Here is a 16,321-nt window from a genome sequence, read left to right on the forward strand (position 1 = left end):
GATTCAGTGAAGGGGTGCAGGCGTAAGCCTGCACCACAAAGATTGTTGGCGTTGGTGGCGTTAAATTTTGCCGACCAGGTCCAGTGATGGCGCTAAGGTTTCTTCACCTTCTTTCCATTTGGCCGGGCAAACTTCGCCTGGGTGTTCTGCAACATATTGTGCAGCTTTTACTTTACGTACCAGGTCATCTGCATCACGGCCGATGCCTTCTGCAGTGATTTCCATCGCCTGAACGATACCGTCCGGGTCGACAACAAAGGTGGCACGGTCAGCCAGACCCATGTTTTCACGCATACAATCAAAGTTGCGGGTGATTTCGCCTGTTGGGTCGCCAATCATCGCAAACTGAATTTTGTTGATGGTTTCTGATGAATTGTGCCATGCAGCGTGGGTGAAGTGAGTGTCAGTAGATACTGAGAATACTTCTACACCGCGTGATTGCAGTTCTTCATATTTATCCGCAACATCGCCCAGTTCAGTTGGGCATACAAACGTGAAGTCGGCTGGGTAAAAGACAAATACTGCCCATTTACCTTTGATGTCTTCGCTGCTGACTTCAACAAATTCACCCTGTTTAAACGCATTCGCTTTGAAAGGTTTGATAGCAGTGTTAATCAATGCCATTGTTAATCTCCGTTTGGTTAATGTATTTGTGTGTGGTTTAAAGCCGACAATGGCTAAAAATCACAGTGAGTACGCATTGCGGGAATGGTCGGTTTGTTTTGCGTCACCGCCTTCCCTTCAACTTGGTGGCTAGAATAGCTAAGTGACTGAGAAAAGGATAATTGGTAAAGTTGAACGCCCTGATTAGATTTTCCAATTAATCTATAGATTATTGTGCAGATTTTTAGAACAGATAAGCTTGCCAGATCACCTTCTGTCTTGCAAGCAGGAGACACCTATGACCACGTCTTACTCCGCAGTCCGTCAGGACTGGATCAGCAATCACATTCAACATACTGATGGCTGCCCGCCCAGCCCGATGGTGAGCAAACATATAAAGATGGCGGATAACCCATTTGCGTTTTTTCGTGGCAGCGCACAGTTGTTTTATGCGGATTTACAAAACGAAACCATCATGACCCCGGCCAGTTTGCGCGACATCCCGCTCACCTGTATCACCGGCGATTGCCATCTGGCTAACTTTGGCTTTTTAACCGAAGAAGGCTCGCATGGCGATCACGTGATTTTTGCGCCCAACGATTTTGACGATGCCTGTGTTGGCTTTGCTCACTGGGACTTAATGCGCTATCTGGTTTCCGTGCTGCTGGCCGCCGAGTATTGCCAGGGGGTCGTGGCCGGCCGCTACCGGCACGAAAAAAACCACACCGAAAAACCGGCTATCGACAACGCGCTCGCGCGAGAAGCCATGCAACAGTTTTTAGCCGTGTATATCGCGACTTGCCGTGAGTTGGAACAAACGCCGGGACTGCGCCAGCAGGCAATTGATGATATCCCCAGTGGCAGCAAGCTTCTCAAAGCGTATAACAAAGCACGCCGCCGCGCTGCCGGCGGCGAAGAGTTTGTGACCAAAAGTGCACTGGCCAAAGCAGTGTTTATGGACAAGGACGGCTTAAGATTTATTCGTAAAACCGACAAATTCACGCCGCTGGCCCCACATTTTTACAAAGAAGTTGAACACGCATTCGCGCCATACATGGATGATGACATTATTGATATTGTGCAGCGCAATAATGCCGGTACAGGTTCGGTTAACATGGCGCGTTTTTACCTTTTAGTCGGCCCGGCGCGGCCCCATGATGCAACCAGTTTTTCGCGCTGCCACATTGTCGAGGTTAAACAACAGCGTGAAGCAGCGCCTTTGTTTTACTTTCCTGGCTTGTCGCCTGTCAACCGGCTCAATCCAGCGCATTTAACTGCCCGTTGTCAGCGACGGATGCAGCGGCGGCCGGATGTGTTGCTGGACGAGGCCATTTGGCAGGAACAACACTATCTGGTGCGTTCACGCCATCATGCCCGGGTGGGGATCAAACCTGAAGATATTGGTATTGGCCACAAAAGTGTCAGCGGCAGCTTTGTGGATTATGCCGGCATGTGTGGCAAAGCATTGGCCTTAGCCCATGCGCGCAGCGAACGCCGTTCCACCCGCTTTGAGCAAGCGGTTAGCGCGATACTGCCGGATGCCGGCGATACGCTGATCCACGCTGCGCAGCGTTATGCCGAACTGGTGCTGCAGGATTACCAGACCTTTGTCGAAACCTTACACGAGGCCAGTTAAGCCGGCTCCGGCATGGCCAGCTCCAGCTGTAAGGTTTTGCAATAAAGATCCCGTTTTTGCTGCAGGGCTGCTGGCAAATCGGCGCTGCTAAGCACCTTTACCGCTGCATGCATGGCATCTTGCTGGTCTGTGGTCAGTGGCCCCTGGCTGTGTAACTGGCACAGCACTTTCAACAGGCTCAGCGCCACCTGGCGATCCTGTGGGGCCAGCACCAGTGCCTGGCACAGATTATTGCAGGCGGGACCAAAGCGCTCTTCTTTATAATTGGCCGTGGCCATCTCTTTAAGCTCACGCGGGGTAAACTGGATGTCGCGCCGCTCGATGGCTTCCTGCTGCAAATATTCGTTCACTACCTGGCTGGAAAAGGTATCGCCTTCAATCTGAGCGCGCAGTTTGCCCAATATCGCCAGGCAATGTTCTTTCATGCCCAGCTCGTGAAAAGCTTTCATCCGATCCAGGTTATCTTCCAGGGAATGGCCATGTAAGGCTGGCTTTTTGGTCTTCATGATTGCCTCTGCCGCCTGCTTTTGACTGGCCAGGCACAACATGCGGGCATGAATAATGTCGAGCTGCTCGCGCCAGGCATAGCCCAGAGTATTGCTATTTTGCAGACTGTCGAGCCTTTGCTCTGCCTGCTGCAAAAGCCGCGGCCCTTCGGCCTCGCCAGCGTTACCGGCCAAATCCAGGGTGGCCCGCACCACGTTCAGCTGCAGTTCGGGCGAATCATGAATTGAGTTTTTGGCAAAGCGGGCCATATTTTTCACCGCCTGCAGCTGGCCTTGCTTATCATGGTTGAGCCGGGCCAAATCCCACAGTCGCTTGTTGCGCTCAATATTGCGCGGGGCCAGGCGGCTGGCTTGTTTCATGTTCTCGTAGGCTTTGTCGTACTGCGCCTGGTCTATGTGATAACGGGCCATCGCATCGAGCATCAAAAAGCGGGTATCCGGCCGTGCATACAGTGTTTCTGCTAGCGGCTCTGCTTGCGCCAGTTTATTTTGATGCAGCAGGCAGCGCACCAGACCCACATGGGCCCAGGCGTAATCCACCCGGGTAAGCAGGCCCGTGTAATAGTCTTCAGCCTGCGCAAATTCATGCAGCGCAATCAGGCACTCACCAATAACCCTGCGCAATTTGGGATGAAAATCGGCCAGGGCAGGATCAGATAACTGCCGCTCGGCATAGTAAATGGCCGAGGAATAGTCACGCCGCGTCAGACAATACAATAATTTATAAAGTTTTTTGCGCATGGCCAGCAGGTGGATCAAGCGCTGGACAATGCGTTTTTGGTCCAGCGGCTTGACCCAAAAGTCATCCGGCTGCATTTCAATGATGCAGTTAACCAGTTCGGCGCTGGTTTCGGCGCTTAAAAAAATGACACTGGTTTTGTCGCTGATATGCTGATAATGCCGTAGTTCTTCATACAGATGAAACCCGTCTTTATCGCTGTTGGTGTTAAAGGCGATAAAAATCAGATCGAAGGTCTGAGAATCGCATTCGCACAAGGCATGGTAGGCATTTTGTGCACTTTTGACCCGACTAATACCCACCAGGCGCAGGGCCTGGGTAATTTGGTCGTGGATCAACCCCTGGTTGTCAATAATTAACGCACTGAGGTCGCGCACATCCGGTGGAGGAGGAAATTTGTCCATTGCCGCTTCTTTACTTCACTGTTCACTGCTGCCCTTACTACAATCCGGCAGTAATCAGGCGCGCACTGGCATACTTTGGCTATAAAACTATCAGAACGCTGAAAAAAGTAAAATACAGAAACACATCTTAGTCGTGGTTGTCGGGCCACTGTTGGAAGAAATAGCCGTTGCGCCCGGCCGCTTTGGCTTTGTAGAGTGCACTATCAGCACTATCAATCAGTTCACGGCACGGCGGACTTGGCCGGCCCACCTGGTCAAACCGCGCAGTGAGCACACCAATACTGACGGTTAAAAAGTCTCGCTGGCGGGCCTGTGCGTGCGGTAGACGGGCTTCACGGAATTGGTCAACGATATACTCAGCACGCTGACGCGCCCCAGCAGCATCGGTATCGCTTAATATAATGCCAAATTCTTCCCCCCCCAACCGGCTGACCAGGTCTGTGCCACGGCGGGCACTGCGCAGTAAGATGCGGGCCACCGCGATCAGGCAGTCATCGCCTTTCCCGTGACCATAAAAATCGTTGTAGGCTTTAAAATCATCTATATCAATGATGAGCAGTGACAAGGGTTGCAGATTGCGCTGACTGCGATCCAGTTCCAGCTCTATGGCCTCGTCAAATTTGCGCCGGTTAGCCATGCCGGTGAGCGGATCGGTGGCCGCCAGCGACTCCAGTTGCCGAGCCTGGCGATACAGACGGGTGTGGGTTTGCACCCGGGCACGTAAAATCGGGGTATCCACAGGCTTGGTAATATAATCTACCGCGCCTAGCTCAAAGCCTTTGGTTTGCTGATTTACCGCATCCAGAGCGCTGACAAAAATAATCGGAATGCGGTGCGTACTGTCCATACTTTTTAGCTGTTTGCACAAGGCAAAGCCATCGATTTTAGGCATTACCACATCCAGCAAAATCAGATCCGGCTGGGCTTGTTTAGCCTGGTGCAGGCCATCTTGCGCGGTGGTAGCGATAATAATGTCATAATCACCGGTCAGCGCGTCGGCCATTAACCGTATGGTTGCCACATCATCATCCACGATGAGTACCCTGGCATGTAAGGGAGATACCGACATACATCCTTTTCCTTTGTCATCAGGCAAAATCCGGTGAAGGCAGCTATGCTTGGATCCTGTGCCAATGGATTTGTGCCATGAAAATTATTTTTATCCTGGTAAGTGTCGCCGCTGTCACGGCCCTGTTGAGCCAGCGTTTCCCTTTGACGCTTACCAGCTTTAATTCTGTACTACCGCAGCTTGCCATGGTGGCAGTCAACCTTATCGGGGTTGCGCTGCTGCTGCGCCTGCACCCGATGTTACCACCCGGCCTGCGCGCGGTCTGTACGCATTGCTCAGTGATCCTGGCCGCTGTAGCAGCCCTGGTTATCCTGCAACTTCTACCGCTGCCGGCAGTAATGAGTACCACAGCTAGCGCCCTGGCCGGTCTCGCTATTTTGATCAGCGCTGTATTGATTTATAGAACGCTTCTGCGCAACACGCAATGGACGCCGGCAACTTTTCACGCCTCTGCCTCAGATCCTGAGACTGTATCGCCAATCGCCGAGCCGCCGCCTGCCAACGTTGCGGCGACCCCGGTATTTAATGCGATGCCCATGGGGGTAATGCTATTTGATGCCGCCTCCTCGCAAGCTGATTTTTTGCTGCATTTTGCTAACCCTGCGGCACACCGGTTATGGCCTGAGCTGGTCAATGGCACACTGCCTTTGAGCCAGCTACCGGTAGAAGAAACGCTGATTGCACGCTGGGTCCAGGTTGCCCGGCACGGCGGCCCGCCGGTCACCAGCCATTGCTATATTCAGACCGGCTTAGTACAGGGCTGGTTTTGTCTGACCGGGTTTCAAAGCGCGCAAGGCCAGCTAATGCTGATTTTTGATGATATTACCGGCCAGGAAGAATCAAAGGCCTGGCTGCAAACCCAGCAACGGACAATTCACCGGGCTATTAACGGCTCCATCGCCGGGGTGTTTGTATACGATGTGACCCTGCGCTGCCACTACTTTATCAATGAACGTTATACCTCTATTACCGGCTATGAACACAGCGAGATTGCCCGGTTATCGCCGCGCCAGTTGCTAAAACGGGTGCACCCGGACGACCGCCACCGCTTTATCCGACATTTACGGGCCGTGCTGTACCCAGAAGCCCATGACAGCCAGCCAGCGCATATCCAGTACCGTTTTATGCACGCTCAGGGGCACTGGATTTGGCTGATGGCACAGGATGTGGTGTTTGCACAGGATCATCTGGACAATAACGTAAAATTTATGGGCAGTTTTTTTGATATTACGCCGATGCGCCAGCTGCAGGACCAGCTGCGCCAGGCCACCACAGCCGCGGAAAAAGCCAGCCAGGCAAAATCCGATTTTCTGGCCAATATGAGCCATGAGATCCGCACGCCGATGAACGCAATTTTAGCCCTCACGGAGCAATTGCTGACCATGGAACTGGGTACCAAGCAGCGCGCGCATATGCAACAGGTTAATAGTGCCTCGCAGTCATTGCTGCAAATTCTCAATGATGTGTTGGATTATTCCAAGTTGGAAGCCGGCAAGCTCGAACCGGCCAACGAACCGTTTGATTTATTTACCTGTGTGTCTGATATTTTGCATTTGTTTGCACCTACGGCCAGTCGGCAGGGCTTAAGCATTTATTGCGAAGTGGCTGATACCTGCCCGCGATACGTAGTGGGCGATATGGCCCGATTACGGCAGATCCTGACCAATCTGGTAGGCAATGCAATTAAATTTACCGAACATGGCAACATTCAGGTCACCCTGTCGGCCGACCTGGCTGAACATTCCCCTTCCCAGGTAAGCCTGTTAGTGCGTGACACCGGTATCGGCATTCAGCCAGAACATCTGGATGCCCTGTTCAATGAGTTTACCCAAGCGGACATGACCATTAACCGGCGTTTTGGCGGCAGTGGTCTGGGCCTGGCCATCAGCCGCCAATTGGCGCGCTTACTGGGCGGTGATCTTAAAGTGAGTAGCACGCCTGGCCAGGGCAGCTGCTTTACCCTGACATTGCCGCTTGCCGCAGACCCGGCACAATCCGAAGACAGCCTGGTAGAATCTTTCGACTTATGTGTGGTCCCGGCGCCGGGCGATGGCGCTTGCCCGCGGCTGCCAGCGGAGCAATTAGCAGCCTATTGCCAGCGGGCCGGCTATCAGGTGCAGCAGCACGCCAGCCAGGCTCATTTTGCTCTCGGTAATTTTGAGAACTGTGATTATGCTGTGGTGGATGTCAGTCATCTTGCCCCTGATGAGATGAAGCAATTGTTAGGCAATATTCTGGCCGGCCCGCATGTGAGTCGTATTCGCCAAGGGATCGTGCTTATCAGCCCACTCCATTCCCAGGCCGATGATATTTTGCTTAATTTGCCCTGCAAATGGCTGACAACGCCTATCTTGCCATCTGATGTGCAACTGGCACTGGTCAGCCTGCACCCTAATAGCACGCCTGTTGCTCAGGCGCCTCAGCCTGCTCGTTATACCCGCTGCCAGGCGCTCGTCGTTGAAGACAATGTATCAAATCAGTATGTCGCCACGCAGTTGCTAGAAGCAATGGGGTTTGAGGTCAGCCTGGCTGAGCATGGACGCCAGGCTATTGAGCAAGCCACACAGAACGATTTTGACATCGTATTTATGGATTTGCAGATGCCGGTGATGGATGGCTACCATGCCGCTGAAGCAATTAGACAACTGCCGGCCTATGCCTCTGTGCCAATAGTGGCTATGTCAGCGGCGGTCAGTGAACCGGATAAGCAGCGCGTGATCCAGGCTGGCATGGATGCCCATGTGCCAAAACCGGTTTGCCGGCAGCGCCTGCAACAAGTGTTGGCTACCTTACTGCCCAACCATGCTTTTCCGGACGCCGGACCTGCCGATATCGATAAAGAAGCGCTCGCCCGCTGGCAACACAGGTTACCAGATTTTGCCGTGACTGACGCGCTGGCCAGGCTGGGCGGCGATACGCGGCTATATCAGCAGTTACTACAAAACTTCAGCCGCCAGTACAGTGCTTTGAGTGACCACTACTGGCAACAACAAGATCCCGCCGGCCTGGCAGCCCAACTGCACACTCTCAAGGGGCTGGCACAGTCGATTGGTGCTGGTGTCTTGCATCGGCTATGTAGCCAGGCAGAAAAAAGCCTGCCGCAAACCTATTGGTTGGCTGCATTGAGCCAGCAACTGGCGCAAGTGGTAACCCGAGTGCAACACGGTTTAGCCCAGAGTGAAAATGACACCGCTCAGGCCACGCCATTGCCGTCCGACAGCCTACAAGAGCTAATTGCTCGGTTGCAGGCGCGCCAGTATGTGGGCGAGCAGGTGCTGACACGGATGCAACCGCTGCTGACAGCAGAATATGGTGCACGTATCGCCGAGGCAATCTGCGAGGCGGTGGTGCGGCTGGATTATCCGGGAGCCCTCGCCTTACTAGCGCCAGCCCCTCCGCGAACCGGCTCGGTCTAACGCGGCGGGTCCACCCGGCCGGCGCGGCTGGTATTGACCCGAAACCAGGAGGCGATAGAATGGCGCGGCTGGCTGGCCGGGCATACTTCATGAGGAAACTCTTCGCTTAAAAACACCACCAGAGTTCCCAGTTGCGGTTGCACCCGGATGCCGGTGGTATCATCAGCATCTTTATACAACACCAGCTCACCACCGGCATCGGCCGGCCAGTCCTGATTCAGATAGGTAACTAACGAGAGCACCCGATTGGATTCGCCTTTAAACGCATCCATATGGCGTTTGTAAAAATCACCCGGCTGGTAATAGGCAAAGTGACTTTCGACCGAAAACAAGCCCATGAACAGACGCCGGTTGAGCTGTTGTTTGAGGGCCTCCAGCCAGTCAATCCACAATTGCCCTATGGGCGACTCACCTGTTATCCAACACACTTTGTCGGTGCGCACCTGCTCATTTTGCTGAAAGCTTTGACGCCGGCCTATACCTGCTTCATCAAACTCGGCTGCACTGAGTTGCTGGTAATAGGTATACAGGGCCTGCGCCATGGACGCTGGCAGGGCCTGCGGGATGATGGCATAGCCCTGGGCATAAAGTTGATCGGCAATTTGGTCAAACAGCACAGAGGTATCGGCCGCCGGAAGCAGCGGCTCGATGGGCAGGTTTTCACATAGCATGGCAAGAAAGGACAGCCAATTAAAAGTAGCGCGACTTATACGCAAATAATGCTAGTCAGGCAAGATAATTAAGCGCAATATAGCAATTAATTTTAGCTGTCCCGAGACCTTCACTCGCACTAATCCAAACCCAGAGTCAGGCTGTATCAACAAGCACATAGCATTACCCAGCGCCAAACTATCAGGCGCGCATTTTATCCCACCCGTTATGATTTGTTTGAAAGGCGGTAACCAATGAGTCAGGACCAAACCAGCGTCGAAGAAACCGAACATCATCTTGAGCTTCGTAATCTGCGGCTGGATGACTATGAAGATGTCAGAACACTTATGGATAAGGTATACGTCAATGTTGGCGGTGCCTGGCCGTATAAAAACTTTAAAGCCCAGGTCAATACTTTCCCCGATGGCCAGATTTGTATTGAAGACAAAGGCAAGGTGGTGGCCTTTGCTATCTCGGTCATTGTGGATTACGAGCAGTTTGGCGACAAACACAGCTATGATGAGATCACCGGTGATGCCTACCTGTCGACTCATGATCCAAACGGTGATGTGTTGTACGGGGTTGAAGTGATTGTATGTCCGGATTACCGCGGTTTGCGGCTGGGTCGGCGTTTGTATGAGGCGCGCAAAGAGCTGTGCCGAAATCTCAACCTTAAATCCATCATGGCTGGCGGCCGCATTCCTAACTATGCCAATTACGCTGACCAGATGTCGCCATATGAATACATCGAGCAGGTAAAATCTAAGGATATTTACGATCCTATTCTGACCTTCCAGTTATCCAATGGATTTGAGGTCAAGCAGGTTCTGACCGCTTATCTGCCAGAAGATGAAGCCTCCAAAGGTTATGCAACCTTGTTGCAGTGGCACAATATTTATTACGAGCCCAATAGTCCCAGTTTGATTGAAGGCAAAAAATCCAGTGCGCGGATCGGCTGTATTCAGTGGCAGATGCGCTATTTCAATAATGTTGAAGAATTGCTGCAGCAGGTTGAATACTTTATTGATGCACTGTCGGATTATGGCTGCGATGTGGCCTTATTCCCGGAATTTTTCAATGCGCCGCTGATGGGTTTAAGCCCGGGCGACTCGTCCATCGATGCTATCTGGCATCTGGCCACCTACACCGATGAGATTCTCACTGCAGTGTCGCATCTGGCAGTGTCCTATAACATCAATGTCATCGCCGGTTCCATGCCGGTAGTGGAAGATGATGAGCTGTATAATGTGGCCTACATTTGTAAACGCGATGGCACCATTGAAAGCCAGCATAAGCTACACCCCACCCCGCATGAGAAAAAAGACTGGATCATGAAAGGCGGTGACAGCCTGCGGGTCTTTGACACTGACTTTGGCCGCATCGGCGTGCTCATTTGCTATGATGTGGAATTCCCAGAGCTGGCCCGCCTGCAGGCCGATCAGGAAATGCAAATCTTGTTTGTGCCGTTTTGGACAGACACCAAAAATGGCTATTTGCGAGTACGTCGTTGTGCCCAGGCCCGTGCCATTGAAAATGAATGTTATGTGGCCATCGCCGGCAGTGTAGGCAACCTGCCTAAGGTGGACAACGTGGACATCCAGTATGGCCATACTGCCGTTTTTTCGCCGTCAGATTTTGCCTTCCCGCACGATGCCATTGTGTCAGAAACCACGCCCAACACAGAAATGACGCTGATTGTTGATTTGGATCTGGATAAGTTGACCCGCCTGCAAAATGAAGGTTCGGTACGTAACTATCTGGACCGGCGCCGCGATCTGTACCGGGTGGAGTGGATTGGCAACCGTTCATAATCTGCCCGTCTTGCGTGCCTCTACCCATCTGCCGGGTGGGGGCATACCCCCCCTGCTCAGCCCCCGGCAGCTGGCTAAAATACCGGTTTTTAGAAGGTAGGCATGGAATTAGCTTACAAAGCACGCTAACATGCTGCGCAAAGGCTGTTTGCCGGTGTTTAACAGATTGTAAGAGAGACTATGGCTAACGATAAAAGAGATGACGAATTTCCAACTATTCGTTTAGACGACGAGGACCGTCGTGATTATCAGCAGGGCAAACATAAAGCCGCACACACTATCAAAAGTGATACGGCCAGCCCCAGCCCCAGTGATAATGCGTCTGCTTCATCGCGTTCAGGTGCCAGTACTGCGCTGGTAGTAGTAATTCTATTCCTTGCATTAGGTGCTCTGGGTGGCTGTTATTATCTGTTCACCCAGTTACAACAACAGCAACAGGTGGCTGCTCAGGCTGAAAGCCGGTTGGCTGAACTGGAGCGCAAACTCAGTGCCACTGACGAAGAAATGGGCGAATCTACGGTTGCGTTGCAAGTCAAAGTCAATGAGCTGGGCGAAAGAACCCAGGAATTGTGGGAGCAAATGGATAAGCTATGGGCTTCTGCCTGGCGCCGTAACCAAAAAGAAATTACCGATTTAGGTGATAAGGTCAATGCGCTGGACAAAGAATTATCTGGCTCTATTAAAACAGTTGCTGCTGATGTGGATACCCATCAAAGTCGATTAACCTCGATTAAAAACCAGCTGGCCTCGCTGGCCGACGAATTGCTGGCGCTGAATGTGGCGATTGAGCAGGTTAATAACGACAAAAATCAGCAGGAACGTTCGGTTAAGAATGTGAATGACAAGCTCAGCGTATTGGAAAAACGCAACAACACCCTGGCTAGTCGTATCAGCTCACTGGAAAACGAAATTCGTGAAATTGCTACCAAGGTGGTGAGCTCTCCATCTCCGGGTGGCCAGGCTCCCGGGCCAACACCACAACAATCACCTGCTGGCCAGTAGTTTCTGCCGCGGGCATTTGCCCAATAAAGCGTGCCGGATGAGTTCTCATTCGGCACGCTTTATTTTCGGCTTATAATCGCTTAAAGATAGAGCGATAAATCCATTCCATACACCTGCAATTCGCCATCATGTTGTTCCAACAGCAGCACTATCCTGTTATCGTGTTTATCAATTTCGATGCTGTCGCGAAAATAAAAGGCATCTTCACCCGCGGCATCCAGTGCAACCTGTAGACTCTGGCCATGGTAAAAGTCGCCAAATTGCCAGCGTTGGGCCTGATTCGATATCTGCTTGAAATAGTCCGGCCTCACCCGTACCGTGCTTAGGGTGTCGCCAAACAGCGATGCCAGGGCGTTGGTACCAAACAACCAGAGCTTCGTGCGGCCGCCACCATCAGCCATAGCATCCGGCGACAAGGGTATAGCATTGACACTGATGGGCTGACTATTTGCCAGTTGCGCCGAAACAAACTTCAAAAAAAGATCGTTGTGATGGCTTAACTCGGCCACAATCTGTGCTGCCGGCAGCGAAAACTGAGGCTGGCTGAGCGTAAAGCCAGTCACTTCCCGTCGTTTATATTGCTGATTATTGGCCAGATAGACTTCGGTGTGCAATGCCAGTTTTGCTTCCGCACTGGAGCTCTGTTGCTCTAGTTGAACAACTTTATCAGCAGCGACTTTTTGGCCTTTCGCCAGGCCACCGGCCAGCCAGGTACGATCATCAAAACGCTCTTCAAATGCCAGCTGATTGATAAAGGGATAACTGAACAGCTGCGACTGCGAGGTCACTTCAGCCAGCTGGCCATCGACAAAATACAGCCAGTGGCTGCGTCCATAGCCGATGATTTGCAGTCCCTTACCCACTGGCAGCTCTACTGAGGGTGTGCCAAATTGCTCTATCACCGCGGTAAGGGGGTCCCAAGCGGCAACCCGTACAGCCCGTTTTGCGCGGTAATCAGCGCATCCTCAGGCAGCATCGGTGCTGGTTTTTTAGCTTACAGGTCGATGGTGAAGCTGTACGACATGTCGGTCGACACATCAATCCCGATTTGCAGATCACCTTGTGCACTCAATGGCGTAGACCTGGCCTCGAAGCCATCCTGGGCTTTACAAGGTGCGATAAACTGCGCCTCTATCATAATCCGCTGGCGACCGGCCGCATCAGTGATATTTTTTTTCAGTCAGCGCGACCAGTTGCACTTCTTGTTCCTTAGCGTCACTGCGGATTTTGCTAATCAGCCGCTGTTTGTACTCATAATGGTCTTCTTCAGACACATGCTTTGGTAGTACCACCGACTTTTTTATCGTGTCTATTACCTGATAATCACACGCCGGATATTGGTTAATGATTTCAACAACCTGGACAGATCCAGCAGTGCAGATGGTAGCAATGATCGCTGACAAGGTTTTCCATGGAAACGAACGTTTTCCGATTGATTGATGCATACACTCATGTACTTATGTTTTTCACTACGCTAGCACAAATGAATAAACAATAACCAGTGCTGAGGATAGTGCAACTCCATCATACGCGTTTAGAGTTTGGACAGGCATCGAACGAGTGGGTGTCCACTAGTATTACTGTCTATCAAACAATGCTCTGGACAGGAACAATGCACTGGACAGGCACCGATAAGGTGGGTGGCCGGCAGCAGCAAGCAACGGCTATTGCCAGCCCTGTCGCCAGTGGGTGGGGTCCTTGAGATCACGCCAGTGGATAGCAAATTCGCGCTGGGTCATCACCGCCTGGAGCAAACATTCTTCTACCCTGCCAGCTTCGTCATACGTCACTTTAATGACCATAAAGTGCTTTTCTTTTTGCTGCGGCTGAGTGGCTGTCCATTTGCTATGTAGCAGTTTGGCCGGGTTGATGGGATTCATCAGCAATTCCTCACATCTGTGTTTACTGGGTAATTTCCCTGTTATGGCTAAAAGGTTGCTGTAGGTGCAACAAGCCCAGCCCGGCGGGTTTCAACACGCCGCCAGATTTTTTCATGAAAATAAAATGCCACAGTATTGATGGCCGGTTCAACCAGTGCCAGCAAACCACCCACCAGCAGGCTCCCCGTGAGCAAATAAGCCACAGTAAAAGCAACAGCAAAATGCATCAACGCAAAGGAAAACGTCTTTTTCATCTTATTTTCCTAATCCAGTTAAAACCAACACAGATCTGAATAATCAGGGTAATCAGGTAAAAAAGAAAATCAGTTTAACCAATCAGCACAATCGGCTTTTGCTGGTAGCTCTAATATAGGATTCACTCTAGGCTAATCATGGACTTACACCATCTTGACCAGGAAGTTCGGCCAGGGTGAACAATCTTTAGGGAGAGCACAATGTTTGTAGTAATTTATGAATTTGAAATTAAGCCAGGTTTGCAGGATGTGTTTGTTACCCACTGGGCGGCGACCACTCAAGGCATTTATAAGCATCGCGGCAGCCTGGGCTCAAGGCTGCATCAGGTAGATGCCCAGCACTTCATTGGCTATGCCCAATGGCCGGATGAAGAAACCTTTCGCCGTGCTCAGCATCAACCGCTAGCGCCCCGCTTCGAGCAACATCGGCAGGCGATGCGCAACACGCTTAATCTGGACAATACCAGGCAGATCTACAGTATGCCTGTCATTACAGACAAATTGCAGGCCGTCCCTTATACAGTGACCAGTAACTAACAGGCACAAAAAAAGCGCCTGCAGGCGCTTTTTTTACCGACAATCTTGTCTTAGCGACGGATGCCCAGACGCTTGATCAGGTCAAGATAACGGTTAGCATTTTTGCCTTTCAGGTAGTCCAGCAGCTTACGACGCTGGCTAACCATGCGCAGCAGGCCACGACGTGAGTGGTGGTCTTGCTTGTGGCTGGCAAAGTGAGACTGCAGTTTACCGATGTTGTGCGTTAACAGCGCGATTTGCACTTCTGGTGAACCAGTGTCGCCTTCTTTTACGCCGTATTCAGCAATGATATCTGCTGTTTCTTTTTTCGTTAGTGACATAATTTTCTCCTGATAGAAATGAAGATTGGCCGATCACTAATTCAGCCAATCTATGAGAGCGCGTATTATAAAGATGCTGACGCAAGACGCAAGCCCGATTTGACTTACAGCCCTACCAGACCACCCGGCGTTTCGGGTTGATAAACACTTTTGAGGAGTCACGGGCAGCCGGTTGATCTTTAGGGGCTATCACCCCTTCGCCCACACCTAAAAAGACATCGCCGGCATACACCCGGTAGGCCTGCCCGGCGACATAGTTTTCGTTCCTCTCGCCAGTCACGCTTTGGCCATTATCAAAACGCTGGCGTTGCTGGTCGCTGATGTGGACCGCCGGCAAGCGGTGCACTGCGCTGTCCATGGGCAGTAACAAGGCATCCAGCTGACTATAATCGTCATGTTCGACCTGCTCGCGCAGCTCTTCTAACGTTGCCAACGACACCATGCGGTCGGTGGGATAATCCGCCACTTCGGTGCGGTGTAAGCGCGACACAAACGCGCCACAGCCCAGCTGCTGGCCAATATCATCTACCAGCGAGCGGATATAGGTGCCCTTACTGCATTTAACGCGCATATCCACTTCTGGCAGCGCCATACGGGTGATGGTCAGCTCGTAAATTGTAATATCACGGGCCTCACGTTCCACCTCAATCCCCTGCCGGGCATACACATACAGCGGCGTGCCCTGATATTTTAATGCCGAAAACATTGAGGGTATCTGTTTACTGTCACCGATGAAGCTTTCGCACACTGAACGCACGGTGTCCTCATCCACGGTCACCGGGCGTTCGCTCACCACTTCACCATCGGCATCCGAGGTGGTGGTGCGGACACCCAAAGTGGCCGTGACCTCGTAGGTTTTTTCCGCATCCAGCAAAAACTGTGAAAACTTGGTGGCTTCGCCTAAACAAATCGGCAGCATACCGCTGGCCAGCGGGTCCAGCGCACCGGTATGGCCGGCTTTTTGCGCCTGATACAACCAGCGCACTTTTTGTAACAACTGATTAGACGAGCCGCCCAGCGGTTTATCTAGCAACACAATGCCGTTAATGGCACGGCCTTTACGACGTCTGGCCATTTACTCCTGCTCTTCGTCCGGGTTTTTCTGGCGGGCTTGATCTTTGGCCACCACATCTGAAACCAGCGAGGAAATTCGCATGCCTTCGGTAATCGAGGTGTCTTCAAAAAAGTGCAGGTGCGGTACCGAGCGCATACGCAGGCGCTTAGCCAGCAAACTACGCATAAAGCCTTTGTGATCTTCCAACTGCGCCACCTGGGCTTTGTTGTCCACATCTTCACCATAGATGGTCACAAAGATTTTGGCATGGGCCAAATCCCGCGACACCTCGACATCAGACACCGTGATCAGCGGCATATCGCCAATGCGGTGTTTGTATTCATTTTGAATAATGCTGGCCACTTCTTTGTGCACCTGCTGACCTACACGGTCAGTCCGGGAAAATTCTCGTGCCATGATAATACTCCTGTTGTTTATC

General features: G+C 51.9%; 17 protein-coding genes. 5 read left to right on the forward strand and 12 right to left on the reverse strand.

Annotated features, from left to right (window positions below):
- Nucleotides 1–60: 60 nt before the first annotated feature.
- Entirely contained in the window at nt 61–618 is a 558-nt protein-coding gene (gene ahpC, locus ACTUJZ_RS04255; protein ID WP_463635244.1) for an alkyl hydroperoxide reductase subunit C, read from the reverse strand.
- A 283-nt stretch (nt 619–901) separates the two neighbouring features.
- Here ahpC and ACTUJZ_RS04260 point away from each other — a divergent pair, with 283 nt between their 5' ends.
- A complete protein-coding gene (locus tag ACTUJZ_RS04260) occupies nt 902–2,239 on the forward strand; it encodes a DUF2252 family protein (protein ID WP_463635011.1) in 1,338 nt (445 codons plus the stop codon).
- Here the strand turns inward: ACTUJZ_RS04260 and ACTUJZ_RS04265 are convergent.
- Together ACTUJZ_RS04265 and ACTUJZ_RS04270 are read right to left on the reverse strand one after the other, a co-directional pair.
- Nucleotides 2,236–3,888, reverse strand: coding sequence for a response regulator (locus ACTUJZ_RS04265; protein ID WP_463635012.1), 1,653 nt, complete (start codon nt 3,886–3,888; stop codon nt 2,236–2,238). The two genes, ACTUJZ_RS04260 and ACTUJZ_RS04265, sit on opposite strands and share 4 nt — an antisense overlap.
- A 127-nt stretch (nt 3,889–4,015) precedes the next feature.
- A complete protein-coding gene (locus tag ACTUJZ_RS04270; protein ID WP_463635013.1) occupies nt 4,016–4,957 on the reverse strand; it encodes a diguanylate cyclase domain-containing protein in 942 nt (313 codons plus the stop codon).
- 77 nt (nt 4,958–5,034) lie between these two features.
- Here ACTUJZ_RS04270 and ACTUJZ_RS04275 point away from each other — a divergent pair, with 77 nt between their 5' ends.
- Entirely contained in the window at nt 5,035–8,373 is a 3,339-nt protein-coding gene (locus ACTUJZ_RS04275; protein ID WP_463635014.1) for an ATP-binding protein, read from the forward strand.
- Here the strand turns inward: ACTUJZ_RS04275 and ACTUJZ_RS04280 are convergent.
- Nucleotides 8,370–9,044 carry a 2OG-Fe(II) oxygenase gene (locus ACTUJZ_RS04280; RefSeq protein ID WP_463635015.1) on the reverse strand — a complete coding sequence of 225 codons (675 nt, stop codon included), beginning with the start codon at nt 9,042–9,044 and terminating at the stop codon, nt 8,370–8,372. The two genes, ACTUJZ_RS04275 and ACTUJZ_RS04280, sit on opposite strands and share 4 nt — an antisense overlap.
- Nucleotides 9,045–9,278: 234 nt before the next feature.
- Here ACTUJZ_RS04280 and ACTUJZ_RS04285 point away from each other — a divergent pair, with 234 nt between their 5' ends.
- Both ACTUJZ_RS04285 and ACTUJZ_RS04290 read left to right on the forward strand, forming a co-directional pair.
- On the forward strand, nt 9,279–10,835 hold the full coding sequence (locus ACTUJZ_RS04285) for a GNAT family N-acetyltransferase (RefSeq protein ID WP_463635016.1): 1,557 nt from the start codon (nt 9,279–9,281) through the stop codon (nt 10,833–10,835).
- A gap of 180 nt (nt 10,836–11,015) precedes the next feature.
- On the forward strand, nt 11,016–11,837 hold the full coding sequence (locus ACTUJZ_RS04290; RefSeq protein WP_463635017.1) for a hypothetical protein: 822 nt from the start codon (nt 11,016–11,018) through the stop codon (nt 11,835–11,837).
- 80 nt (nt 11,838–11,917) lie between these two features.
- Here ACTUJZ_RS04290 and ACTUJZ_RS04295 read toward each other — a convergent pair whose 3' ends face one another.
- The 5 genes from ACTUJZ_RS04295 to ACTUJZ_RS04315 all read right to left on the reverse strand — a co-directional run bounded on the left by ACTUJZ_RS04295 (nt 11,918) and on the right by ACTUJZ_RS04315 (nt 13,971).
- Entirely contained in the window at nt 11,918–12,739 is an 822-nt protein-coding gene (locus tag ACTUJZ_RS04295) for a hypothetical protein (RefSeq protein ID WP_463635018.1), read from the reverse strand.
- A gap of 92 nt (nt 12,740–12,831) precedes the next feature.
- Nucleotides 12,832–12,975 carry a hypothetical protein gene (locus tag ACTUJZ_RS04300; protein WP_463635019.1) on the reverse strand — a complete coding sequence of 48 codons (144 nt, stop codon included), beginning with the start codon at nt 12,973–12,975 and terminating at the stop codon, nt 12,832–12,834.
- Between the two features lie 22 nt (nt 12,976–12,997).
- Nucleotides 12,998–13,282 (reverse strand): hypothetical protein, encoded by a 285-nt coding sequence (locus tag ACTUJZ_RS04305; RefSeq protein ID WP_463635020.1) that lies wholly within the window; start codon nt 13,280–13,282, stop codon nt 12,998–13,000.
- A 219-nt stretch (nt 13,283–13,501) separates the two neighbouring features.
- Complete coding sequence (locus ACTUJZ_RS04310) at nt 13,502–13,717, reverse strand: TIGR02450 family Trp-rich protein (protein WP_463635021.1); 216 nt, start codon at nt 13,715–13,717, stop codon at nt 13,502–13,504.
- A 47-nt stretch (nt 13,718–13,764) separates the two neighbouring features.
- Complete coding sequence (locus tag ACTUJZ_RS04315) at nt 13,765–13,971, reverse strand: DUF2061 domain-containing protein (RefSeq protein ID WP_463635022.1); 207 nt, start codon at nt 13,969–13,971, stop codon at nt 13,765–13,767.
- A gap of 201 nt (nt 13,972–14,172) precedes the next feature.
- On the opposite strand from ACTUJZ_RS04315, the gene ACTUJZ_RS04320 reads away from it, so the two are divergent.
- The gene (locus ACTUJZ_RS04320; RefSeq protein ID WP_463635023.1) at nt 14,173–14,508 is read left to right on the forward strand and encodes an antibiotic biosynthesis monooxygenase family protein; all 336 of its coding nucleotides are present in this window, start codon (nt 14,173–14,175) and stop codon (nt 14,506–14,508) included.
- A gap of 50 nt (nt 14,509–14,558) precedes the next feature.
- On the opposite strand, the gene rpsO is transcribed toward ACTUJZ_RS04320, so the two are convergent.
- From rpsO to rbfA, 3 genes are all read right to left on the reverse strand, one after another.
- On the reverse strand, nt 14,559–14,828 hold the full coding sequence (gene rpsO / locus ACTUJZ_RS04325; RefSeq protein WP_463635024.1) for a 30S ribosomal protein S15: 270 nt from the start codon (nt 14,826–14,828) through the stop codon (nt 14,559–14,561).
- 112 nt (nt 14,829–14,940) lie between these two features.
- Complete coding sequence (gene truB, locus ACTUJZ_RS04330; protein WP_463635025.1) at nt 14,941–15,903, reverse strand: tRNA pseudouridine(55) synthase TruB; 963 nt, start codon at nt 15,901–15,903, stop codon at nt 14,941–14,943.
- Entirely contained in the window at nt 15,904–16,299 is a 396-nt protein-coding gene (gene rbfA / locus ACTUJZ_RS04335) for a 30S ribosome-binding factor RbfA (protein ID WP_463635026.1), read from the reverse strand. It abuts the gene before it with no gap.
- Nucleotides 16,300–16,321 lie beyond the last annotated feature (22 nt).

The organism is Alteromonas sp. WD8-37, assembly GCF_055326825.1.